Below are 21,028 nucleotides of genomic sequence, written 5' to 3'. Positions count from 1 at the left end.
GGCCTGCCGTACCCGGGGACTCCAGCGTGCGGGATCGACCACGCCCGGCCCCCGGCGGCAGGCTTGACGGTGTCACCACCACATGCCGTCAAGCAGGGAGCCCGTCCATGTTCCACCCCACCGTGCGCCGCCGGCTGGCCCTGGCGGCGGCCGCCGTCGTCGCGCTGACCGGTCTCGGCGCGGCCCCGGCGGGCGCGCAGTCCGCCGACCGCGTGCAGAAGAGCCTGGACGCGCTGACCGACGACGGGTTCCCCGGCGCGCTCGCGTCGGTGCGGGACCGCGACGGGCGCACCCGCGACTACACGGCCGGGGTGGGCGACCTGAAGACCGGCGCGGCGGTGCCCGCCGACGGCCAGGTGCGCATCGCCAGCAACACCAAGATGTTCACCGCCGTGGTCGTGCTGCAGCTCGTCGGCGAGGGCCGGATCGAGCTGGACGCGCCCATCGAGAAGTACGTGCCCAAGCTCGTCCGGGGCAGGGGCGTGGACGGGCGGAAGATCACGGTACGCGAGCTGCTCCAGCACACCAGCGGCCTGGCCGACTACGACGACCTGCTGATCAAGGACTACTTCGCGATCCAGCACACCCACTACGAGCCCCGTGACCTGCTCGACGCCGCGCTGACCGGCAAGATGGCCAAGGGCTGGAGCTACAGCAACACCAACTACGTGCTGGCCGGGCTCATCGTGCAGAAGGTCACCGGGCGGCCGATCGGCGAGGAGATCACCCGGCGCGTCATCAAGCCGCTCGGCCTGCGCAAGACGTACTGGCCCGGCGTCGGCGAGCAGCGCATCCGCGGGCCGCACCCCAAGGGCTACTTCGCCGCGAAGCCGGGCGACCCGTACGCCGACGTGAGCGTCATGGACCCGTCGATGGCCTGGGCCGCCGGGCAGCTCGTCGGCAGCCCGGGTGACCTCAACCGCTTCATGCTCGGGCTCATGGACGGCAGGCTGCTCAAGCCGGCGCAGCTCAAGGAGATGAAGAAGACGGTGGCCGCGCCCGACTTCGACACCGCCGGCGGGGCCCGTTACGGGCTCGGCCTCGCCACCTTCAAGCTGAGCTGCGGCGGCTTCGCCTGGTCGCACGGCGGTTCGGCGCCCGGATACGCGACGAGCAACGGCGTGACCGAGGACGGCAGGGCGGCCACGGTCGCCGTCACCGCGCTGCCCGCCTCGATGCCCGCGCTCAAGCGCCTCGAAGCCGCGCTCGACACCGCGCTCTGCTCGGCTCAGGCCGGGCGGACGCGGTAGAGGGCCGCGAACAGGGTGGCGAACAGGGCGGCCGGCCCGGAGAGCGTGAAGCTCCAGCCGGGACCGCCCGCTGACAGCACCGCCGCCCCGGCCGGCGCGGCGTGCTCGACGGCCATCGTGCCCAGCGCCGCCGAGGAAGCCCACGAGTTTCTATATATGTATAGAAAGTAGCATGGCGGCATGCGTACCGGACGGCCGCCGAAGATCTCCAGGGCCGACATCGTGGCCGCCGCCCACCGGGTCATCGAGGAGGACGGCGTCGAGAGCCTGACCATGCGCCGCCTGGCCCGCGAGGTAGGCAGCACCGCGATGGCCCTCTACCACCACGTGCGCGACAAGGAGGAGCTGCTCCTGCTGCTGCTCGACGACTACGCGGCGAGCCGGCCCAGGCCCGCGGAGCTGCCGGAGGAGCCGCGCGAGCGCGTGGTGGCCGTGGCGACGGCGATGCGCGAGGCGCTGTCCGGCTGCCCGTGGATCGTGGACGTGCTGCGGGCCGACGACCTGCTGTCCGTGGGCGCGCTGTGGTATCCGGAGCGGATCATCGACGCCGCCGTGGCAGCCGGGCTGACGACGGAGTCGGCCGTGGAGGCGTACCGGATCATCTGGCACTACACGGCGGGGGAGCTCGGCGGGCGGGCGGCGGCGCGCAGGCGGCGCGCCCAGGGCGGGAGCACCTACCGGGAGCGGGTGTTCGCCGAGCTGGACGCGGAGGAGTTCCCCCGGCTCGCGGAGGTGGGGCGGCGCTGGGAGGAGCTGACGGCGAAGGACACCTACGACCGGGGGCTGCGCGCGCTCGTCGGCGGGCTGCTGCCGTAGCTACGCGACGTCGCGCCGCAGCGGCGCGGCGACCGCGATGGCGATCGCGACCAGGGCGTAGCCGACCAGCACGGCGGCGCCCGCCGGCGCGGACAGCAGCGCGGTGGCGGAGCCGCCCGTCTGGTCGGCGACCGCGTCGGCCAGGTAGGTGAAGCCGGTCAGCGCGGAGGTGGCCCCGCCCGGCAGCCACGGATAGATCAGCTTGACGCCCGGGATGAGCATCAGCGTCGTCTCGATCATGTAGAAGTACGCGCCCACGACGGCCAGCGCGGCCACCTGGTTGCGCAGCAGGGCGCCCACGGCGACGCCGAGCAGCGTGTAGACGGCCATGGTCAGCGCGATGCGGCCCAGCAGGGCGAGCACCGTCGAGGCGGGCACGCCGAGCGTGACGCCCTTGAGCGCCGCCGCGCCGAACAGCGCGCCGCCCGCGACCGCCGAGGCGGCGACGCCGTAGACCAGCCCCGCGCCGGTGTAGACGGCCAGCTTGGCGGCGAGCCAGGTCCACCGCCGGGGCGCGAACAGCGTCGAGGTGGTGATCGTGCGGTGCCGGTGCTCGGCGGCCACGGCCACGGTGCCGAGCAGCGCCGGGGCGAACACGGTGAAGCCGAGCAGGCCGAGCAGCACGCGGGTGCCCTGCTCGGTGTCGAGGCCGGGCATCGGCGGGTTGAAGTTCTCCGGGCCGACCAGCGCGAGCAGGCCGACCAGCCCGCCGCTGGCCAGCGCGGCCAGCAGCCCCCACAGCCAGAGCCTGGTGGCGGCCAGGCGGGTCCATTCGGCCGACAGGAGCGCGGTCATCGGGAGCCTCCGGTGAGGTGCAGGAACGCCTGTTCGAGGGTGGGGCGTTCGGATGTGATCTCGTGCAGCGCGACGCCCAGCGCGGTCGCCGCGGCGGCCACCTCGGCGGCGTCCAGGCCGTGGACGCGCAGCGCGCCGGGCGGTCCGGGCTCCACCAGGACCCCGTCGCCCGCCAGCCCGCGCGCCAGCCGCTCGGCCTCCGGGGAGCGCACCAGCACCGTGGCCGGGCCGTACAGCTCGCCGATGGGCCCGGTGCTGACCAGCCGCCCCTGGCGGATCACCACGGCGTGGTCGGCCAGGTGCTCGACCTCGCCGAGCACGTGGCTGGAGACCAGCACGGTGCGGCCCTCGGCGGCCAGCTCGCGCAGAAACCGGCGCAGCCAGGCGGTGCCCTCGGGGTCGAGGCCGTTGCCCGGCTCGTCGAGCAGCAGCACCCGGGGGTCGCCGAGCAGCGCGGTGGCCAGGTTGAGTCGCTGGCGCATGCCGGTCGACAGGGCGCGGGTGAGGCGGCCGGCGAACGCCGACACCCCGGTCAGCTCCGCGACCCGGTCGGCCCGCGCCGTGCCGTACCGGCCCATGCGGGCGTAGACCCGCAGGTGGTCGCGGGCGGTGTGCGCCGGGTGGAAGCCGGCGCCGTCGAGCGCGGCGCCGACGGTCGCGGACGGCGCGGGCAGGTCGGCGTAGCGCCTGCCGCCGAACAGGGCGGTGCCGGCGGTCGGCGTGACCAGGCCGAGCATCATCCGCATCGTGGTGGTCTTGCCGGCGCCGTTGGGCCCGAGGAAGGCGGTGACGGCGCCGGGCGGCACGTCGAAGCTCAGGTCGCTGACGGCGGTCACCGTCCCGTACGTCTTGGTCAGGCCGCGGACCTCGATGTTCACGCCGTCACCGCCGTCAGGCGCCGCAGCAGGTCGTCGGCGTCCGGCAGGCAGAGGATCAGCTCGTCGTGGCCGGCCACCCGGCCCGTGAGGGCGATGCGCAGCCCGGGGACGTCGTGGCGGGCCGCGACCAGGCGCTTGACGCCGTCGGACGACGTCCACGTGCCGATCTTGACGAAGCCGCTGACGAGCAGGCCGAAGTGCGTGCCCCGGGCGGCCGCGAGCGGCCGGTCGAGGCGGTGCGCCCCGGCGATGGCCGCCAGCGGGACGCTGACGACGGCGGTCCTGGTGAACAGCCGTGCCCAGGGGCTGAAGCGCACGACCAGCGTGTCCTCGTGAAGGTGGGCCTGGATCATGATCTGTCCTCCTCGCTCTATCTGTTCTATTAGTTGTATATCAGATAGAGTGTGGGTGTGCACCTGATCCTCGACCTCGACAGCGAGGTCCCGATCTACCAGCAGATCCGGGACCGGATCGTGGAGGCCATCGCCGGCCGGGAAGCCAAGGAGGGCGACCCGCTGCCCTCCACGCGCCAGCTCGCCGCCGACTTCGGCATCAACTTCCACACCGTGAACAAGGCGTACGACCTGCTGCGACAGCAGGGCGTGATCCGGATCAACCGCAAGAGCGGCGCCGTCGTGCGCCGCGACCCCGACAGCGGGCCGCCCGAGGCCCCCTTCACCGACGAATGGGAGGAACGCATGCGTGTGCTGCTGGCCGAGGCCACGGTCCACGGCCTCGACCGGGAGGACGTGCTGCGCCGGTGCGCGGCATTGCTCGACGGCTTCGGAGGCGCGCCATGATCGCGCTAGCCGGGCTCGTCCTGATCACCTGCCTGACCCTGGCGCTCCCGGCGCTCCCCAGGCCCACGCTGCCGTTCGGCGTGCGGGTGCCCGTGGAGCGGGCGGGCGATCCCGTCGTCGTCACCGAGCGCCGCCGCTACACCCGCGCGGTCGTGGCGGTGTCGCTGCTCGCCGTCCCGGTCCTGTTCCTGACGGGATGGGCGGAGGCGGTCTGCACGGCGGTGGCCGTCGTCCACCTGCTGCTGTTCGGGCTGGCCCACCACCGGATCCGGGCCGCCGCGCAGGCCGGGGCGTGGGCGGCCGGGCGGCGCGCGGGCCTGACCGTGGACACCACGTTCCGCACCGACCCGGTCCGCGTGCCCTGGCTGTGGGGCCTGCCCGCCGTGGCCGTCGTGCTGCTCACCGCCGCCGTCGGCTGGATCGGCGGGGCCGCGACCTTGGAGCCGGTGCTCCACCAGCTCGCGGTCACGCTCCTCGTGCCGCTGGTGACGATCGTCGTGCTGCGGGCCCGGCCCGACCTCGACGCCGCCAGGCCCCGGGGCTCGGCCCGCCGCTACCGCGTCTACCTGCGCGGCGTCGCCACCATGACGCTGCTGTCGGCCGCCTGTCTCAACCTGACGCTGTTCGCCGGGGCGCTGCGCCTGTGGGGGTTCGTCCCCGGCACGCCCGTCTGGCAGGTGGCCACGTACCTGCCGCTCGCCGCGTTGCTGGCCGGGTGGGTGATCTGGGAGACGCGGGTCGGTCAGGCCGGGCACCGCCTGCCCGCGCTGCCCGGCGAGGAGCAGGAGGACTCCGGGCTCGGGCAGCGCGACGACAACCGCCACTGGCACCTGGCCGGCACCGTCTACGCCAACCGCCGCGACCCCGCCCTGCTCGTGCACGCCCGCGTCAGCTCGTCCTCCTGGACGCTCAACCTGGGGCACCCGGTGGCCTGGGTGCTGCTCGGCGTGCTGGCCGCCGTCCTCGTCGTGGGCGGCGTGCTCGCGCTGTCGGGCGTCATCGACCTGCCCGAGAAGCGCGGCTTCCTGTAGTGCTCAGGGCACCAGGACCAGCCTGCCGCGCAGGCCGCCGCGGTCCAGACGGGCGTGCGCGTCCCGGACCCGCGCCAGCGGGTACGTCGCGGCCACCCGCAGCCGCAGGCGGCCATCGTCGGCCAGCCTGACGAGCTCCGCCAGGCGTGCGCCGTCGGGGCGCACCTCGATCGCGCCGGTCCGGATCCCGCGCACCTCGCCGGGCTGCGCCCCGGGAATCACCCCGGTGTACGCGCCCCCGTCCCGGACGAAGGCCAGCGCGGGCGCCCCGATCACCGCGGCGTCCACCACCCCGTCGAACGACGCGGCCGGGTCGTCCGTCGCGGAGCGGGGCAGGAAGTCGTCGGCGCCGAACGAGCGCACCAGGTCTTCGTCGGCAGGGGAGGCCATCGCGGTGACCCGGTGCCCGGCGAGCCGGGCCAGCGCCACGGCGTATCCGCCCAGGCCGCCGGCCGCGCCGGTGACGAGCACGGAGGCCCCAGGTTCGAGCGCCAGCAGGTCCACGGCCTGGGCCGCGGCCAGCCCGTTGAGCGGCAGCGTCGCGGCGTGCGCGCTGTCTGCCGACCGGGGCGCGGCGGCCACCGCGTCCGCGTCCAGCACCACGTACTCGGCGTGCGAGCCGAGCGGCTTGACCGGCCCGTAGACGAGGCCCACGACCGCGTCGCCGACGGCGGGCCCGGTGACTCCCGTGCCCACCGCGTCGACCGTCCCGGCCAGGTCCCAGCCGAGCCCGACCGGCCCCGCGTCGCCGAAGGCGCCGGCGCGCACCCCGGCGTCGACCGGGTTCAGCGCGGCGGCGGCGACTTTGACGCGGACCTGGCCGGGGCCGGGCGCGGGCACCGGCACCTCGACGATCTCCACGGCTTCCGGGCCGCCGAAGGACTTCACGATTGCCGCACGCATGGGTTGCTCCCCTGTTCGCAGTAGCGGTCTGTCCGCCTGCTGCGAACGTAGAGGGTGTTACTCTCTTTTGGAAAGTACGCACCCGCAAGTGCGTACGGGACCCGGAGGTGCGCCATGGCAACCCGGACGGCCGCCGAACGCCGCGCCGACGAGCGTGTCGCGTACGACGCCTACCTCAAGGACTGCCCGACCAGCCAGCTGCTCGACCGCATCAGCGACAAGTGGGTGAGCCTGATCCTCAGCGCGCTGCGCGAGCAGGGCACGATGCGCTACAGCGACCTGGGCCGCAAGATCCCCGGCGTGAGCCAGAAGATGCTCACCCAGACGCTGCGCTCCCTGGAGCGTGACGGCCTGGTCGCGCGCACGGTGACCCCGGCGGTCCCGGTACGCGTGGACTACCGGCTCACCGAGCTCGGGGCCAGCCTGAGCGGCTTGATCGTCGCGGTGAAAGAATGGGCCGAAACCCATATCGACCAGGTCAGAGCGGCTCGCGAACAGTACGACGCGGAGGAGTAGGCCATGCGCGCTGTGGTGATGGACCGGCTGGGCGGGCCGGAGGTGCTGCGCGTCCGCGAGGTCCCCGACCCGGTGCCGGGGCCCGGCCAGGTGCTGGTGGCCGTCGCGTACGCGAGCATCACGTTCGTCGAGACGCAGGTGCGGGCGGGCACCGGGCCCGCGGCCGGGTCGGCGCCCGAGCTGCCGCGCGTCCCCGGCAACGGCGTGGGCGGGCGGGTGCTGTCCGTCGGCCCGCAGGCCGACCCCGCGCTGGCCGGCACGACCGTGGTGACCACGACGGGCGGCACCGGCGGCTACGCGGAGCTCGCCGTGGCCCGCGCCGACGACCTCACCCAGGTCCCTGCGGGCGTGTCGCTGCGTGACGCGGTGGCGCTGCTGGCCGACGGCAGGACGGCGGTGCTCGTCCACCGGCAGGCCGAGGTGCGGCCGGGCGAATGGGTGCTGGTCGAGGCGGCCGGCGGCGGCGTCGGCAGCCTGCTGGTCCAGCTTGCGGCGGCCGCCGGGGCCAAGGTGATCGGCGCGGCCCGGGGGCCGGGCAAGGCCGGGCTGGTGACCTCGCTGGGCGCGCACGCCTACGTGGACTACTCCGAGCCGGGCTGGGAGCGCGCCGTCGCCGAGCGGTCCGGCGGCGGCGTCGACGTGGTCTTCGACGGGGTCGGCGGCGAGACCGGCACGCGGGGCATGCAGGCCGTGCGGCCCGGTGGCCGGGCCTGCCTGTACGGCATGGCGTCAGGCTCCTGGACCGAGCCGGCCGCCCACGTGACCGTCGTCCCGCGCAGTGTGCCCACCCCGGCCGAGATCCGCGCTCTCGCCGAGGAGGCGCTGGCCCACGCCGCGGCCGGGCGGCTGCGCCCGGTCATCGGCCAGACCTACCCGCTGGACGGGGCCGCCGAGGCGCACCGGGCGATCGAGGCCCGCGCCACGACCGGCAAGACCCTGCTGACCGTGGCTTAGAGCCGTTAAGGAAACATAGATGCCATAGACTGAGGCGGCTCCCCTGAGGAAGGTGACGATGTCCACACCCACCACCAGCCGGCGGGAGAGGCTGCGCCAGGCCACCCTCGACGAGATCCACGAGGCCGCGCGCAAACTGCTGGTCGAGCAGGGCACGGCCGCGGTGACCATCAACGCGGTGGCCCGCGAGATCGGCATGAGCGGCCCCGCCCTCTACCACTACTACGCCAGCCACGACGAGCTGGTCGGCGCGGTGACCGCGGGCTTCTTCCGCGAGCTGGCCGCCGCGATGGAGCAGGCCCGCGACGCCCACGCGGGCGAGCCGGTCGCCGTCCGCCTGATCGCCGCCTGCCGCGCCATGCGCGCCTGGGCGGTCGGCCACCCCGCAGAGTTCGGCTGGATCTTCGCCAGCCCGATCGCCCCGCCCAACCTGCGCCGCGACTCCGTCCGCCACCAGGCCGCGACCCGCTTCGAGCAGGTCCTGCTCGACCTGACCGTCGAGCTGTGGCGGACGCGCCCGTTCCCGGTGCCCGCCGACCTGCCCGGCTCGCTGCGCGACCAGCTCACCGCCTTCTCCGAAGGCATCGGCGGCGCGCTCCCGCCGGAGGCCGTCCACGTCTTCCTGTCGTGCTGGATCAGGCTGTACGGGCTGCTGTGCATGGAAGTCCTGCACCAGCTCGACTTCGCCTACACCGACCTGGAGCCCGTCTTCGAGGAGTGCCTGCGCGACCTGGCGGGCATGCTCGCCCTCGACTACCCGGGCGGCTGAAAATTTTCCCGGCCCACCTGTCCGGAAGCGGCGCCCCCGTTCGTCACCCTGGTGAACGCACGACCGAAGGAGCGCACGATGAAGTACATGATGTTCGTCTGCAGTGACGCCGAGCCCGACACCGACCGGTCCGACTGGCCCGACATCGACGTCTGGGTGGCGGAGAACGACGCCCGCGGCAGGCGCGTACGGGGTGCGGTGCTGGCCCCGGAGAGCGCGGCGACCACCGTCCGGGTCCGCGCCGGCGAGCTCATCCTCAGCGACGGCCCGTTCGCCGAGACCAAAGAGGTGATCGTGGGCTTCGACCTGCTCGAATGCGCCGACCTGGACGAGGCGATCGAGGTCGCCCGCACGCACCCGATGGCCCGCGCCGGACGGCTGGAGCTGCGGCCGTTCGCCGAATTCGAGCAGTGACGGGCCGCCTGGATCGCCTTGAGGAGGTGGCCGCCGACGCCTACGGGCGCATCGTCGCCACGCTGATCCGCGTCACCGGCGACTGGACCCTGGCCGAGGACTGCGCCCAGGAAGCGCTGGCCCAGGCCGTGCAGCGGTGGCCACAGGAGGGCACACCCGACAATCCCGGCGGCTGGCTCATGACGGTGGCGCGCAACCGCGCGATCGACGCGCTGCGCCGCGCCACCGTCGAACGCCGCAAGCTGGCGGAGCTGGCCGCGCTCACACCGGACGGGACCGGCCCCGGCGACGGCGGGAAGGAGGAGGTCGTGGACGACCGGCTGAGGCTCGTCTTCACATGCTGCCATCCGGCCCTGGCCCTGGAGTCGCGCGTGGCGCTGACGCTGCGGACCGTCTGCGCGGTGCCGACCGCGGACCTCGCGCGGGCCTTCCTGGTCACGGAATCGGCGATGACCCGCCGCCTGACCAGGGCCAAGACGAAGATCGCCGGCGCGGGCATCCCGTACCGGGTGCCGAGCGGCCCGGCGCTGGACGAACGGCTGCCCGGCGTCCTGGCCGTGCTCTACCTGCTGTTCACGCAGGGCTACAACGCCGACGGCGACCCCGCGTTCGCCGACGAGGCGATCCGGCTCGCGCGGCTGCTGCGCCGGCTCATGCCGGGGCGGCGCGAGGTGCCGGCGCTGCTGGCGCTCTTCCTCCTGCAACACTCCCGGCGCGCCGCCCGCCGCGACGCCGAGGGCCGCCTCGTCCCCCTGGAACGGCAGGATCGGACCCGCTGGGACCGGGCCGCGATCGCCGAGGGCCTGGCCGCGCTGGCCGACGCCGACCAGGACGGCCCGTACGGGTTGCAGGCGCGCGTCGCCGCCTGCCACGCCACCGCGCCGACGGCGTCCGCCACGGACTGGGCGGAGATCGCCCGCTGCTACGACGCGCTGTCCCGGCTGCGCTCCACGCCCGTGGTCGAGCTCAACCGCGCCGTCGCGCACGGCTACGCGCACGGACCGCAGGCCGGGCTCGCGCTGCTGGCCCTCGCCCGGGAGGGCGGCGCGCTCGACGACCACCCGCTCGCGCTCGCCGCGGAGGCCGACCTCACCGCCCGGAGCGGCGACCACGCCCGCGCAGCCGACCTGTTCCGCCGGGCGGCGGCCGTCGCCCACAGCGACCCGGAACGCCGCGCCCTCCTCGACCGCGCCGCCGAACACTCCCTCTGACCGATGCCGCGACGGATCACTCACGCCGCGTGGCCGGGGCGGTGGCGCTGACGACCTTGGTCTCGGTGAGGCGGTCGAGCAGCCGCCGCCGGTCGCCCCACGCCACGGGCGCCCAATCCACCCAGGCGAATGGCCCCAGCAGCAGGCTGAGCCGCCGCACGATCGCGGTGACCGGATGGACGCGCAGCCCGGTCTCGGTCACCACCCGCAGCCGCATGAGCCGTTTGCCCGGGGTCGTGCCGGTCCACGCCTCCAGCAGCCCGAGGGCGAGGATCGACCAGGCCAGGGCCAGCGGCACGCCCACGCTGTAGAGCGCCCCCGCGTCCGCGTAGGCGTTGGAGGCGCACTGCACCGGCGCGATCGACACGCACGCGTCGCCGATTTTGACGGACACGAACGGCGGGAACGCCAGCGCGAAGCCGACCCCCTCTTGTGTCACCCGGGCGATCCCCTGCGCGAGCAGCGCGATCGTGACGCCGGCGAGCGGCAGGTTGTCGACGGCCACGGCGGCGAACCGCCTGTTCACCGGACTGGGCGGCGCGGCCCCTGACCCGGCGAACGAGGCCGCCGCCTCCTCCGGAGGGCCGAGCCGGGTCAGCGCCTCCGCCAGTTCGCCCGCCTCGGCCGCGTCGGACAGGTGGGCGTCGAGCTCCGCCTTCGCCCGGTCGCGTTCGGAGGCGGGTAACCGGCGGACGACCCGCCCGGTGTAGTCGTCGATCGTCTGCTTCGCGTCGCTCACTGATCCACCTCGCCAAGTGTGTCGAGTAGCTGCCGCATCGCGTCGACCAGGCCGCCCCACTCGGTGCGCAGCATCGCCAGGTAGGCGCGGCCGTCGGGCGTGATCACGTAGTACTTGCGCGGCCTGGCCCGCCCTTCGGCCTCCCAGGTCGCCACGATGTGGCCCGAGTCCTCCAGGCGGTGCAGCAGGGGGTAGAGGGTGCCCTCCTTGACCTCCAGGACTCCCTCGCCCGCTCGGCCCAGCACTTTCAGCAGCTCGTAGCCGTAGCGGCGGCGGACGCTGAGCACCGACAGCACGGCCAGCTCGGTCGTGCCCCGGGCCAGCTCGCGGCGCAGGCGCGCGATGGTCGCCGACCCCTGCGCCCTTTCGGTGTCTTCGGCCATACGAGCAATGTACGACCCGATGCCTTGCGCGACAAGGTATGTGGTCGAGCTGGGTGGGTCAGAGGCCGTCGAAGGGGTGGTGGAGGGGGAGTTTGCGCAGGGCGCGGGAGATCTGGAGCGCCGCGGGCCGGAGCGCGTCGAGCAGGCCGTCGGGCTCGCGCGACCGCACCTCCACGAGCACCGAGACGGCGGCCACGACGACGCTTTCCGTGCCGTACTCGAAAACAGGGAACGCGTAGGAGTCGACGCCCAATTGGCGTTCCTGGTAACAGGTGGCGTAACCGCGTTCGCGAATGCCGGTCAAATCCTCTCGCAAACGCTGCGGAGAGGTGATCGTGTGACAGGTGTAAGCGGTCAAGTTCCGGCTGAGAATTCTTTTCCGCACGTCCGCCGGTGAATAGGCGAGAATGGCTTTCCCGACGCCGGTGGCGTGCAGCGGGAGGCGTCCGCCCACGCGGCCGACCGGTTTGACGGGAAGGCTCTTGGAAAGCCTTTCCACCAGCAGCGCCTCGTCACCGGCGGGCATCGCGAGCAGCACGTGTCCCCGGGTGATGTGATAAAGGTTCTGCAGGAACGGCATGGCGACCTCGCGCATGATGGAGGCGCGCGGGCAACGGGTGCCGATCTCCCACATGAGTTTGCTCAGCGAATATCGCCCCGACGGCGACTGGACGAGCGCGCCGTGGGCCACGAGGTCCTGCAGCCAGCGGTGGGCGGTGCTCGACGTCATGTTCGTGCGGTCGCAGACTTCTCTCAGCGTCAGTTCGAGCTGGTCGCCGGTGAAGGCCCGGAAGATTGACATGGCCTTGCCCGCGGCCGACGTCCGGGGGCCCTTGCCGTTCCCCGTCATTGAGTCTCCACTCAGTCCCGATTCGCGTCCTGATCCGCATCGTCCCAGGTGGGCCAGTGCGTTTCCCGCTGGGCGGGATCGTACTTCATGTGCGGCTCGCGTATCACGCATAGTGTTCCACACGTATACGTGAAGTTGCTTTTCACCCGATCGGGCCATATGCCCTATTTGGGAATTATCTGGCGGGAGGTTCCGGATGGGGGAATGGGCGGATCCGCCTGCCAAGCCGATCCGTTACGGGTTCTTACTCCGGTTGTGGGACGCCTATCAGGGATTCCGGGACGGACGTCGCCGCATTCCGGCTATCGGTGAAGCCGAAAAGGCCGTCGTGGTCACGCCGAAAATCGAATACCTGCGCCATCTCGCCCGCGACCAGATCGACCACGAGCGCGGCGCCTGGCTCGCCCGCTCCGGCGCCCTGCGCGCGAGGCTGGCCGAGGCCCGCGAACGGCGGCAGGCGGCCGAGCACACGGCCCGCGTCGCCCGGCTGGCCTGGGTGGAGGCCCGCACCTGGGTCCCGGACCCGGACGAGCGGCGGCTCGCGGAGACCATCAGGGACGGGCGGCCCGGCTCCCTGGTACGGGCGCGGCGGCAGGCCGACCACGCCAGGCGGTGCGCCGCCGCCGAGACCGTCTGGGCGGCGGCCGAGAGCCGGCTCGCCGCGGCGGTCCGCGAGGTGGAGGCGGTCACGCAGGAGCTCGCCCGTGCGGAGGCGGGCAACCGGGCGCGGGTCCGGCGCATTCACGAGTTCACCAGCCGGCGCGTGGCGGCGTACCTGCAACAGCTCGTCCGCACGCACCCGCGCGGCCCCGAGCTGAACGCGCGCCTGGACCTGCTCGCCCCCGAACTGCCCGCCTGGGCCGAGGAGGACCGCCCCGAGCCGCAGGCGCACGACCACCCGCAGACGGACGCGCACGAGCGCCGCCCGTGGGTGAACGGACATGTACGCACACGAGGAGGAGAGGTCCCGGATGGCACGATGGCGCCCTAGGCGCGCGGGCGCGCCCGAACCCGGCCCGTTCGTCCCCCCGGACGTCGACGAGGAGGCCGCGCGCGCCGAGATCACGTTCCTGGTGGAGGGGCTGGCCCCCGGCGGGGTGGACGAGGCCACAGGGCATTCGCTCGACAACCTGGTCAACGCCATGTCGGCGCGCTGGGAGCAGGAGGTCCAGGCCGAGTACGCGGCCTACTGCGCGGAGGCGACCACCCGGCTGGGCGTGGCCGACGCGGCGGTGGCCGGGAGCCGGCCCGCCGAGGAGGACGCCCGTGAGCGGCTGGCGGACGCCCGCGCGGCCCTGGACGCGGCCCGGTCGCGGCTGTCCCCCGGCGGGGAGGCCGGTTGGGGCGCCCGGGGCCACGCGGACCCGGCGCTGATGGCGGGCCGGCCGCTGGGGCCGCTGCTGCTGCACGCGGCGGCGCTCGCGGCGGCGGTGGCGGCCGACTGGGCGGCGTTCCTGGAGGTGGTGAAGCTGCTCATGCGCGGTGAGGGCGACGTCGTCACCTCGGCGGTCGTGGTCGGATTCACCGCGATCGTGATCTATCTGGCGCATGCCGCCGGGTGCATGTTCCGCGACATCCGGGCCGGTTCGGCGGGGGTGAGCCTGCCGCTGGCCGTGCTCTGCGTCCTGGGGTGGGCCGTGTTCGGGGCCGCCGCCTTCCTGGCCCGGCTCACGATCACCGCGCGACGCCCGGCGTTCGGCGCCGAGGCCCCGCCGGACGACGGCGGCGCGCTGATGCCCGCGCTGTTCTTCCTCGCGTTCTTCGTCGGCACCGGCATCGTCGCGGCCGTCGGCGCGTATCTCACGCACAACCCGCTCCGGTCGGCGTACGGCAGGGCGGCGCGCGTACACCGGCAGGCGCTCGGGGCGGCCGCGACGGCGGCCCGCGAGCTCGCGCTGGCCGAGGCGGCCCGTTCCGCGCACGCCAACCAGCTCATGGCCGCGCGGCAGCGGCTGCTGCACGCGCTCCAGGTCCGCCTGGCCCTCGCCGAGCGGCTCAAGCAGCTGGCCCGGGTGCTGATCGCGCAGCACGCCCAGGACCCGGCCGTCACCGACGCCATCCTCGAACCCGACCTGCGGCCCTACGCCTGGCAGTAGAGCCCGTTCACGGAAGACACCGATGCCTGCATCCATCACCCGTATCGCCGCCGCCCTGCTCGCCGGCCTCACGCTCACCGCCTGCACGGACAGCCAGGGCAGCCCGGGCAGCGAGGGCAGCCCGGGGAACGCGGCGGCCTCGCTCGGCTGCGAGCTGCCCGGCGGCGGCCCGCTCGCGCTCGCCGTGGGCGCGCACGCGAACGCCCCGGAGCCCGCGATCAGGTCCGAGGTCGTCGACCTGATGCGGCGCACCGCCAAGGCGGGCCACGACATCTCCGTGATCCGCCTCGACGGCACCCCGGAGGTGGTCTTCGACACCGAGTTCGCCAGCGACGCGGGCAACGACGTCGCCCTGGAGGACGACGTCAACGCCTACCTCACCGAGGTCGAGCGGACTCTCGGCACCGGCGCCCGGGCCAAGGCCCCCGAGGTGGACGTGCTCACCGCGCTCTCGCTCGCGGCGGACGCCACCGGGCCCGGCGGCAGCGTCGTGCTCGTCGACCCGGGGCTGCAGACCGTGGCGCCTCTCGACTTCCGCGAGGTGATCGACGCCGAGCCGGCCCAGGTGGTCGCGTACCTGCGGGACAAGAAGCTCCTGCCGGACCTGACCGGGCGTACGGTGCTGCTGTCCGGGCTCGGCTACACCGCGACGCCCCAGCCCGAGCCGCACCCCGGGCTGCGCCGCAACATCGTGGCCATCTGGCGCGAGATCGCGCGGGCCGGCGGGGCCGCCTGCGTCGCCGTGGACGCCAGGCCGAACCACCACAAGGCCGCCACGGACACCCCCGCCGTCACCGTCGTCGTGCCACCCGCCGTGCCCACCACGTTCACCGCCTGCGGCGAGGCGGAGCTGAGCGAGGGCAACCATGTCGGCTTCGAGCAGGGGACGGCGACCTTCCGGGAGCCCGCCGAGGCCAGGAAGACGCTCGCCAACCTGGCCGCCACCATCGGCAAGGATCGGCTGAAGGTCCGGCTCACCGGCAGCACCTCGGCCGAGGGCGGCAAGGCCGACAACCTCCGCCTCTCGCGCGAGCGTGCGGAAGCGGTCAAGCGCGAGCTCGTCGCGCTCGGCGTCCCCGACGCGGACATCACCACCGAGGGCCGGGGCGAGCAGTTGCGGGGCCGGGCCGACGACCTCGCCCCCGACGGCACACTGCTGCCCGGCCCGGCCGCCCGCAACCGCAAGGTCGTCGTCCGCCTCGCCTGCCCGGCCACATGACGCCGATCCGATACGGCCCGCTCGCCCGCGCGACCGACTGGTACCACGGCTGGCGCGACGGCCGGGCCGAGATCCCCTCACCCGCGGCGGACGGCGAACCGGACCGCCCGGTCACCACCCCGCACCGCGACGCCCTGATCCGGCGGGCGCAGGACGCCTTCGAGCACGAACGGCTCCGCTACGAGGCCGTGCGCGCCGGGATCCTGGCCCGCCGGGCCGTGGCCGCGTCGCTCAAACCGCAGGCCGAGGAGCAGGCGGCACGGGCCGAGGAGCGGCTGGCCGCCGTCTCCGCGCCCCTGCCCGACGAGGAGCGGACCCGACGCCGCCTCGGCGAGGACGACCGCGACGAGCGCGTCGTCGTCACCCGGCGGCTGCGCGAGCAGGGCAGGCGGGTCCGCGCCGCGCGGGCCGCCGCCCGCGACGCCCGGGCGGAGCTCGCCACGCTCGACGGCCGGATCGACGCCGCCTCCCAGGAGGCCGACGGGCTCCTGCGCGCGGCCTCGGCCCGCGTCCGGCGCGTCCACGAGCACACGCAGCGCAGGCTCGCCGGTTACCGGCGGCGGCTGGCGCGCACCCACCCGTACGGGGCGTGGGTCAACGACGTGCTCAGCTCGCCCGCGCCGGAGATCCCCGGCTGGGCGGTCCTCGGCCCGCCGCCCCCGCCGCCCCCGCGCCGGACGCCGCGCCGGACCTCGGGCCCCCAGCCTGAGGAGGAGCCGCCCGCCGAGGAGCCGCCGCCGTCGATCCCGCTCGGCGACGTCACGGTGTTCGGCTCCGACCCGGCCGCCGACGTCGTCCTCGACGCGGTCTCGGCCGCCCCGCGCCACTTCACGCTGCGCCGCGAGGGGGCGCTGTTTCGGCTGACGGACCACGGGTACGGGCACGGGCCGTTCATCGCCGGGCAGCCGGTCAGGTCGGCGACGCTCGGGCCCGGCGACTGCTTCGACTTCGCCGACCACCGCTATCGCATCAGCGCCGACGGGACCGGCCTGTCGGACCGGCCGCTGGGCGGCTGCGCGCTCGTCGTCTCCGGCGTGTACGCCAAGAGCGGGGCCAAGTCACGCCTGACGAACATGTCGTTCGTGCAGCGGGACGACACCCTGCTCGCCATTCTCGGCCCGTCCGGGGCGGGCAAGAGCTCGCTGTTCGCGGCGCTGCTCGGCGAGCTGGAGACCGAACGGGGCGAGCTGTTCTTCCTCGGCCTCGACCTCAGGACCCATGCCCGGCAGATCCGCGACCAGCTCGGCTTCGTGCCGCAGGAGATCGAGCTCTACCAGACGCTCACCGTACGGCGGCTGCTGGCGTACTCCACCTGGCTGCGCAGCCCGTGGCGCCGGCCCGAGCGCGAGCGGCGCGTCATCGAGGTGTGCGCCAGGCTCGGGCTCGGCGAGCAGATCGACCAGCTCGTCTCCACGCTCTCCGGCGGGCAGCGGCGGCGCGTCTCCATCGCGCTGGAGCTGCTCACCCGGCCGAGGCTGCTCATGCTCGACGAGCCCACCTCCGGGCTCGACCTGGGGATGGACCGCGAGCTGATGACGCTGCTGCGGGACTACGCCGAGGACGGCAACACGGTCATCGTGATCACCCACGCGACCGAGCACCTGGACCGGGCCGGTCAGGTCCTCGTCGTCGTCCGCGACGGGCGGCCGGTCTACTCGGGGCCGCCTGAGCAGGTCAGGCCCGCCCTCGGAGCGGCCGGTTACGCCGACCTGATGAGGTCGCTCGCCGACGACCCGCTGCCCGCCGCCCAGCGCTACGCCACCGGCACGGCGGCCGCCGAGGCGGAAGCGGAGGCGACCCGGGCCGCCCGGGCCGAGCCCGCCGGGCGGCCGGGCGCGGGCGGGGTGCGGCCGCGGCGGCGGGCGGTGCGGACGTTCGCGCGGCAGCTCGTGGTGCTCGTGCTGCGGCAGGTCGCGTTGCTGGTCGCACGCGGCGCGTCGCGCAACCGGGGGGATGACGACCGGAAGGCGGCCGAGTGGGCGCGCCGGGCGGCGGTGGCGCTGATGCCGCTGCTGATCGCCGCCGGGTCGGCGGCCCTGGCCGGGCTCGTGGCGGGGGAGTCGGGGCTCGGCGGCGCGGCGGCGCCGACGGCGCTGAGCCTGCTGACCACGCTCTGCGTGCTCAGCGGCCAGGCGCTCACCTACAGCGAGATCGTCGCGGACTACCCGATCATCCGCAGAGAGCGCCGCACCGGGACGCCGGCCCTGGCCGTGATGCTGTCGCGCTGGCTCGTCCACGCGGTGGTCGCCGTGGCGCAGGCGGTGCTGATCACCGTGGTGTTCCTCCAGGTGCGAACCGGGCCCGCGCACTCGCTGGCGTTCGGCCCGGCGGTGGAGCTGGCCGTGAACCTGGCGGCTCTGACCGTGGCGTCGATGTCGCTGGGCCTGCTCATCTCGGTGGCGGCCCGGCGGCTGGAGCAGGCCGTCGCCCTGGTGACCGCCACCTCGATCGCGCAAATCGCGCTGAACGGCGTCACAGCCGACCTGTCCGGCAATACGCTGCTCACCACCGTGGCCGCGCTCCTGCCGGACCGCTGGGGGCTGGCGGCCGCGGCGTCCTCGCTCGGCCTGCGCGAGCTGGGCGCGCCCGGCACCCCGGCCGACGCGCTGTGGCGGCACGACCTCGACCAGTGGCTGTTCGACCTGGCCGCGCTCGGGGTCGTGACGTTCGCCTGTTTCGCCGGGGCCACGTTCTGGCTGTCCCGGCGCCTCACCAAGAGTCACTGACGGGAGACAAGCATCCATGTTGTGGACGGGCATCTGGCTGATCGTCTGCGTGGCGGCCGGAGCGCTGATCCTCGCCATCCGCCGCGCGGTCAAGCGGCGCGCCGCCTCCGGCGGGGGCGGCGGCCAGGAGTCGCCGTTCTGGACCTGGACGGAGCGGTGCGGCTGGCTCGCCGGCATCGTGTCGATGTTCGCCGCGCTGTGGCCGCTGGTGGCCTCCGCCCTGGCCACCACGGCGTCCGGCACGCCCGCGCCGTCGGCGGCGGCCACGCAGCCGGCGGTGGTCGCCGCCAGCGACGGCTACGTGCTGCGGCCGTGCTCGTGGACGATGGTGTGCAACGACGGCGACAAGGTGGACCTCGACACGGGCAAGCCCGGCCACGGCGGCTCCGACATCCTGGTGGGCCCCGCCAGGGAGGGCGGCCCGGCCGAGGTCATCCTGGAGGACGACCACGTCCACGGCTCCGACTCGACGGCCCGCTACGTGATCGCCCCGGCGACCGCCGCCTCCGCCGCCGACTGCGCGAACCTGCTCGCGCACCAGAAGTACCGGCGGCCGGAGCTCGGCCTGGAGGACCTGGGGCAGGGCGCCAAGGTCTGCGCCGAGACGACGGAGAAGCACGTGGCGCTGGTGACCGTCATGCGGGTCTCGTACGAGCCGGTCGAGCTGGAGATCGCGTTCACCACGTGGAAGCCCTGACGCCGGGGGCGTACGGATCGCGTCAATAAACCCGCGCTGGGCGTACAGAAGTCGTCAAGATCGGCCGAATCGCTCTATTTCGGGATTTTGCTGGGTCGTGAACCGCTCTTCCCGAGCGGTTGACACAGCAACCGGAGTTGAGGAGCAGGGATGGCCGACGTCGTCTTCGTCGCCCTGACGATCGCGATCTTCGTGGTCTTCGGGCTTGTCGTGCGGGCGGTGGAGCGCCTGTGAGCGCGATCAACGCCATCGGTCTCGGGGTCGTCGTGGTCCTGGTCGCCTTCATGGTCATGGCCCTGCTGTTCCCGGAGCGGTTCTGATGAGCGCGACAGCCGCGGGGGCGCTCTTCGTCGTCTCCCTCGTCGTCGCGCTGGCCCTGGTGCACCGGCCGCTCGGCGACTACATGCACCGCGTCTACACCGGCGCCAGGCACACCGCCGCCGAGCGGGTCCTCTACCGGCTGCTCGGCGTGCGCGCCGACGCCGAGCAGGGCTGGGCGGTCTACGCACGCAGCCTGCTCGCGTTCTCGCTGGTCTCCCTGCTCGTCGTGTACGGGTTGCAGCGCCTCCAGGACAGGCTGCCGCTGAGCCTGGGCATGGAGCCCGTCACCGACCACATCGCGTGGAACACCGCGGTCAGCTTCGTCACGAACACGAACTGGCAGGCGTACTCGGGCGAGTCCACGATGGGCCACCTGGTCCAGATGGCGGCCCTGGCGGTGCAGAACTTCGTGTCGGCGTCCGTCGGCATGGCGGTGGCGGTCGCGCTGGTGCGCGGGTTCGCCCGCCGCAAGGCCGAGACGATCGGCAACTTCTGGGTCGACCTGGTGCGCGGCTGTGTGCGCATCCTGCTGCCGATCGCGTTCGCCGGCGCGCTGGTGCTGGTCTCGGGCGGCCTGGTGCAGAACTTCGCCGCCCCGCACGAGGTGACGACGCTGACCGGCGGCGTGCAGCACATCACCGGCGGCCCGGTCGCCTCCCAGGAGGTCATCAAGGAGCTGGGCACGAACGGCGGCGGCTTCTACAACGCCAACTCCTCCCACCCCTTCGAGAACGCGACGAGCTGGACGAACTGGTTCGAGATCTTCCTGATCCTGCTCATCCCGTTCGCGCTGCCGCGCACGTTCGGCAGGATGGTGGGCCAGCTCCGGCAGGGCCGGGCGATCCTCGCGGTGATGGGCGTGCTCGCGCTGGCCGGCGTCGTGCTCACCAACGTGTTCGAGCTGAGCGGCGACGCGACGGTCCCGCAGGCGGCCGGGGCGGCGCTGGAGGGCAAGGAGCTGCGCTTCGGCGTCTCCGGCTCGGCGACCTTCGCCGCGGCGACGACCCTCACCAGCACCGGCGCGGTCAACTCCTTCCACGACTCCTACACGCCGCTGGGCGGGATGATGCCGCTGGTCAACATGATGCTCGGCGAGGTCGCCCCGGGCGGCGTCGGCGCGGGCCTGTACGGGATGCTCGTGCTGGCGGTGATCACCGTGTTCGTGGCCGGGCTGATGGTCGGCCGCACGCCCGAGTATCTCGGCAAGAAGATCGGCGCCCGCGAGATCAAGCTCGCCTCGCTGTACTTCCTGGTCACCCCGATGCTGGTGCTGACCGGCACCGCGCTCGCGATGGGCTCGGCCGAACAGCGCGCGGGCATGCTCAACAGCGGCCCGCACGGCCTCACCGAGGTCCTGTACGCCTTCACCAGCGCCTCCAACAACAACGGCTCGGCCTTCGCCGGACTCACGGTCAGCACGCCCTGGTACGACGTGGCGCTCGGCCTGTGCATGATTCTCGGCCGGTTCCTGCCGATCATCCTGGTGCTGGCGCTGGCCGGCTCGCTGGCCCGGCAGTCGTCCGTCCCCGAGGGCGCGGGCACGCTGCCGACGCACCGGCCGCAGTTCGTCGGCCTGGTCGTCGGCGTGACCGTCGTCCTGGTCGCCCTCACCTTCCTCCCGGCGCTCGCGCTCGGCCCGCTCGCAGAAGGACTGTCCTGA

Annotated in this window: 24 protein-coding genes; 16 read left to right on the top strand and 8 right to left on the bottom strand. The window is 73.9% G+C overall.

The genetic code is table 11. The annotated features are described in order from the left end of the window. Positions 1–107: 107 nt before the first annotated feature. Entirely contained in the window at positions 108–1,250 is a 1,143-nt protein-coding gene (locus tag ACBI99_RS24775) for a serine hydrolase domain-containing protein (RefSeq protein WP_357583393.1), read from the top strand. On the opposite strand, the gene ACBI99_RS24770 is transcribed toward ACBI99_RS24775, so the two are convergent. Continuing rightward, positions 1,229–1,366 (bottom strand): hypothetical protein, encoded by a 138-nt coding sequence (locus tag ACBI99_RS24770; RefSeq protein ID WP_357583395.1) that lies wholly within the window; start codon positions 1,364–1,366, stop codon positions 1,229–1,231. The genes ACBI99_RS24775 and ACBI99_RS24770 overlap by 22 nt on opposite strands. A gap of 64 nt (positions 1,367–1,430) precedes the next feature. On the opposite strand from ACBI99_RS24770, the gene ACBI99_RS24765 reads away from it, so the two are divergent. Next, positions 1,431–2,066 (top strand): TetR/AcrR family transcriptional regulator, encoded by a 636-nt coding sequence (locus ACBI99_RS24765; RefSeq protein WP_375073593.1) that lies wholly within the window; start codon positions 1,431–1,433, stop codon positions 2,064–2,066. Here the strand turns inward: ACBI99_RS24765 and ACBI99_RS24760 are convergent, their stop codons facing one another. The 3 genes from ACBI99_RS24760 to ACBI99_RS24750 are packed head-to-tail and all read right to left on the bottom strand — an operon-like array spanning position 2,067 to position 4,092. Further along, on the bottom strand, positions 2,067–2,861 hold the full coding sequence (locus ACBI99_RS24760) for an ABC transporter permease (protein ID WP_375073592.1): 795 nt from the start codon (positions 2,859–2,861) through the stop codon (positions 2,067–2,069). Beyond that, on the bottom strand, positions 2,858–3,739 hold the full coding sequence (locus tag ACBI99_RS24755) for an ATP-binding cassette domain-containing protein (RefSeq protein WP_357583401.1): 882 nt from the start codon (positions 3,737–3,739) through the stop codon (positions 2,858–2,860). The genes ACBI99_RS24760 and ACBI99_RS24755 overlap by 4 nt, the downstream gene beginning before the upstream one ends. Continuing rightward, complete coding sequence (locus ACBI99_RS24750; protein WP_357583403.1) at positions 3,736–4,092, bottom strand: hypothetical protein; 357 nt, start codon at positions 4,090–4,092, stop codon at positions 3,736–3,738. Before ACBI99_RS24750 ends, ACBI99_RS24755 begins: the two co-directional genes overlap by 4 nt. Before the next feature lie 57 nt (positions 4,093–4,149). On the opposite strand from ACBI99_RS24750, the gene ACBI99_RS24745 reads away from it, so the two are divergent. Together ACBI99_RS24745 and ACBI99_RS24740 are read left to right on the top strand one after the other, a co-directional pair. Then, entirely contained in the window at positions 4,150–4,539 is a 390-nt protein-coding gene (locus ACBI99_RS24745) for a GntR family transcriptional regulator (protein WP_219518402.1), read from the top strand. After that, entirely contained in the window at positions 4,536–5,570 is a 1,035-nt protein-coding gene (locus tag ACBI99_RS24740) for a DUF1648 domain-containing protein (protein WP_375073591.1), read from the top strand. The genes ACBI99_RS24745 and ACBI99_RS24740 overlap by 4 nt, the downstream gene beginning before the upstream one ends. A gap of 3 nt (positions 5,571–5,573) precedes the next feature. On the opposite strand, the gene ACBI99_RS24735 is transcribed toward ACBI99_RS24740, so the two are convergent. After that, a complete protein-coding gene (locus tag ACBI99_RS24735; protein ID WP_357583407.1) occupies positions 5,574–6,473 on the bottom strand; it encodes an NADP-dependent oxidoreductase in 900 nt (299 codons plus the stop codon). Positions 6,474–6,587: 114 nt separating this feature from the next. Between ACBI99_RS24735 and ACBI99_RS24730 the strand changes: the two genes are divergently transcribed. From ACBI99_RS24730 to ACBI99_RS24710, 5 genes are all read left to right on the top strand, one after another. Further along, positions 6,588–6,989 carry a helix-turn-helix domain-containing protein gene (locus tag ACBI99_RS24730; protein ID WP_219518410.1) on the top strand — a complete coding sequence of 134 codons (402 nt, stop codon included), beginning with the start codon at positions 6,588–6,590 and terminating at the stop codon, positions 6,987–6,989. Between the two features lie 3 nt (positions 6,990–6,992). After that, positions 6,993–7,943: a zinc-binding dehydrogenase gene (locus ACBI99_RS24725; RefSeq protein ID WP_219518413.1), complete on the top strand. Its 951-nt coding sequence runs from the start codon at positions 6,993–6,995 to the stop codon at positions 7,941–7,943. Between the two features lie 58 nt (positions 7,944–8,001). Then, complete coding sequence (locus ACBI99_RS24720) at positions 8,002–8,712, top strand: TetR/AcrR family transcriptional regulator (RefSeq protein ID WP_219518416.1); 711 nt, start codon at positions 8,002–8,004, stop codon at positions 8,710–8,712. A gap of 78 nt (positions 8,713–8,790) precedes the next feature. After that, positions 8,791–9,126 carry a YciI family protein gene (locus ACBI99_RS24715; RefSeq protein WP_219518419.1) on the top strand — a complete coding sequence of 112 codons (336 nt, stop codon included), beginning with the start codon at positions 8,791–8,793 and terminating at the stop codon, positions 9,124–9,126. Then, positions 9,123–10,337, top strand: a complete 1,215-nt coding sequence (locus ACBI99_RS24710) for an RNA polymerase sigma factor (protein WP_375073590.1) — start codon at positions 9,123–9,125, stop codon at positions 10,335–10,337. The genes ACBI99_RS24715 and ACBI99_RS24710 overlap by 4 nt, the downstream gene beginning before the upstream one ends. A gap of 16 nt (positions 10,338–10,353) precedes the next feature. On the opposite strand, the gene ACBI99_RS24705 is transcribed toward ACBI99_RS24710, so the two are convergent. The 3 genes from ACBI99_RS24705 to ACBI99_RS24695 are packed head-to-tail and all read right to left on the bottom strand — an operon-like array spanning position 10,354 to position 12,309. After that, positions 10,354–11,076: an RDD family protein gene (locus ACBI99_RS24705; RefSeq protein ID WP_375073589.1), complete on the bottom strand. Its 723-nt coding sequence runs from the start codon at positions 11,074–11,076 to the stop codon at positions 10,354–10,356. Then, on the bottom strand, positions 11,073–11,459 hold the full coding sequence (locus ACBI99_RS24700; protein WP_375073588.1) for a PadR family transcriptional regulator: 387 nt from the start codon (positions 11,457–11,459) through the stop codon (positions 11,073–11,075). Before ACBI99_RS24700 ends, ACBI99_RS24705 begins: the two co-directional genes overlap by 4 nt. A gap of 58 nt (positions 11,460–11,517) precedes the next feature. Next, complete coding sequence (locus ACBI99_RS24695; protein WP_357583410.1) at positions 11,518–12,309, bottom strand: IclR family transcriptional regulator; 792 nt, start codon at positions 12,307–12,309, stop codon at positions 11,518–11,520. Between the two features lie 328 nt (positions 12,310–12,637). Here ACBI99_RS24695 and ACBI99_RS24690 point away from each other — a divergent pair, with 328 nt between their 5' ends. From ACBI99_RS24690 to kdpA, 7 genes are all read left to right on the top strand, one after another. Continuing rightward, positions 12,638–13,300, top strand: a complete 663-nt coding sequence (locus ACBI99_RS24690; protein ID WP_219518427.1) for a hypothetical protein — start codon at positions 12,638–12,640, stop codon at positions 13,298–13,300. After that, complete coding sequence (locus ACBI99_RS24685; protein WP_357583412.1) at positions 13,281–14,405, top strand: hypothetical protein; 1,125 nt, start codon at positions 13,281–13,283, stop codon at positions 14,403–14,405. Before ACBI99_RS24690 ends, ACBI99_RS24685 begins: the two co-directional genes overlap by 20 nt. A gap of 22 nt (positions 14,406–14,427) precedes the next feature. Beyond that, positions 14,428–15,624, top strand: a complete 1,197-nt coding sequence (locus ACBI99_RS24680) for an OmpA family protein (RefSeq protein WP_375073587.1) — start codon at positions 14,428–14,430, stop codon at positions 15,622–15,624. Further along, positions 15,621–18,350, top strand: a complete 2,730-nt coding sequence (locus tag ACBI99_RS24675) for an ATP-binding cassette domain-containing protein (RefSeq protein ID WP_375073586.1) — start codon at positions 15,621–15,623, stop codon at positions 18,348–18,350. The genes ACBI99_RS24680 and ACBI99_RS24675 overlap by 4 nt, the downstream gene beginning before the upstream one ends. 16 nt (positions 18,351–18,366) lie before the next feature. Next, positions 18,367–19,047 (top strand): hypothetical protein, encoded by a 681-nt coding sequence (locus tag ACBI99_RS24670; protein ID WP_364171682.1) that lies wholly within the window; start codon positions 18,367–18,369, stop codon positions 19,045–19,047. Between the two features lie 230 nt (positions 19,048–19,277). Beyond that, on the top strand, positions 19,278–19,367 hold the full coding sequence (locus ACBI99_RS24665; RefSeq protein ID WP_219517942.1) for a K(+)-transporting ATPase subunit F: 90 nt from the start codon (positions 19,278–19,280) through the stop codon (positions 19,365–19,367). Continuing rightward, positions 19,367–21,028, top strand: a complete 1,662-nt coding sequence (kdpA, locus tag ACBI99_RS24660) for a potassium-transporting ATPase subunit KdpA (RefSeq protein ID WP_375073585.1) — start codon at positions 19,367–19,369, stop codon at positions 21,026–21,028. The genes ACBI99_RS24665 and kdpA overlap by 1 nt, the downstream gene beginning before the upstream one ends.

The sequence above is a fragment of the Nonomuraea sp. ATR24 genome, assembly GCF_041950485.1.
In the GTDB taxonomy this organism is placed as follows: domain Bacteria; phylum Actinomycetota; class Actinomycetes; order Streptosporangiales; family Streptosporangiaceae; genus Nonomuraea; species Nonomuraea ceibae.
Note: the sequence above shows the minus strand (reverse complement) of the source record. Positions and strands in the feature narration are given on the sequence as shown.

Coding starts and splice junctions, on each gene's coding strand:
- ACBI99_RS24775 (WP_357583393.1), top strand. CDS start 108: ATGTTCCACCCCACCGTGCGCCGCCGGCTGGCCCTGGCGGCGGCCGCC.
- ACBI99_RS24770 (WP_357583395.1), bottom strand. CDS start 1,366: ATGGCCGTCGAGCACGCCGCGCCGGCCGGGGCGGCGGTGCTGTCAGCG.
- ACBI99_RS24765 (WP_375073593.1), top strand. CDS start 1,431: ATGCGTACCGGACGGCCGCCGAAGATCTCCAGGGCCGACATCGTGGCC.
- ACBI99_RS24760 (WP_375073592.1), bottom strand. CDS start 2,861: ATGACCGCGCTCCTGTCGGCCGAATGGACCCGCCTGGCCGCCACCAGG.
- ACBI99_RS24750 (WP_357583403.1), bottom strand. CDS start 4,092: ATGATCCAGGCCCACCTTCACGAGGACACGCTGGTCGTGCGCTTCAGC.
- ACBI99_RS24740 (WP_375073591.1), top strand. CDS start 4,536: ATGATCGCGCTAGCCGGGCTCGTCCTGATCACCTGCCTGACCCTGGCG.
- ACBI99_RS24735 (WP_357583407.1), bottom strand. CDS start 6,473: ATGCGTGCGGCAATCGTGAAGTCCTTCGGCGGCCCGGAAGCCGTGGAG.
- ACBI99_RS24730 (WP_219518410.1), top strand. CDS start 6,588: ATGGCAACCCGGACGGCCGCCGAACGCCGCGCCGACGAGCGTGTCGCG.
- ACBI99_RS24725 (WP_219518413.1), top strand. CDS start 6,993: ATGCGCGCTGTGGTGATGGACCGGCTGGGCGGGCCGGAGGTGCTGCGC.
- ACBI99_RS24720 (WP_219518416.1), top strand. CDS start 8,002: ATGTCCACACCCACCACCAGCCGGCGGGAGAGGCTGCGCCAGGCCACC.
- ACBI99_RS24715 (WP_219518419.1), top strand. CDS start 8,791: ATGAAGTACATGATGTTCGTCTGCAGTGACGCCGAGCCCGACACCGAC.
- ACBI99_RS24700 (WP_375073588.1), bottom strand. CDS start 11,459: ATGGCCGAAGACACCGAAAGGGCGCAGGGGTCGGCGACCATCGCGCGC.
- ACBI99_RS24695 (WP_357583410.1), bottom strand. CDS start 12,309: ATGACGGGGAACGGCAAGGGCCCCCGGACGTCGGCCGCGGGCAAGGCC.
- ACBI99_RS24685 (WP_357583412.1), top strand. CDS start 13,281: ATGGCACGATGGCGCCCTAGGCGCGCGGGCGCGCCCGAACCCGGCCCG.
- ACBI99_RS24680 (WP_375073587.1), top strand. CDS start 14,428: ATGCCTGCATCCATCACCCGTATCGCCGCCGCCCTGCTCGCCGGCCTC.
- ACBI99_RS24675 (WP_375073586.1), top strand. CDS start 15,621: ATGACGCCGATCCGATACGGCCCGCTCGCCCGCGCGACCGACTGGTAC.
- ACBI99_RS24670 (WP_364171682.1), top strand. CDS start 18,367: ATGTTGTGGACGGGCATCTGGCTGATCGTCTGCGTGGCGGCCGGAGCG.
- kdpA (WP_375073585.1), top strand. CDS start 19,367: ATGAGCGCGACAGCCGCGGGGGCGCTCTTCGTCGTCTCCCTCGTCGTC.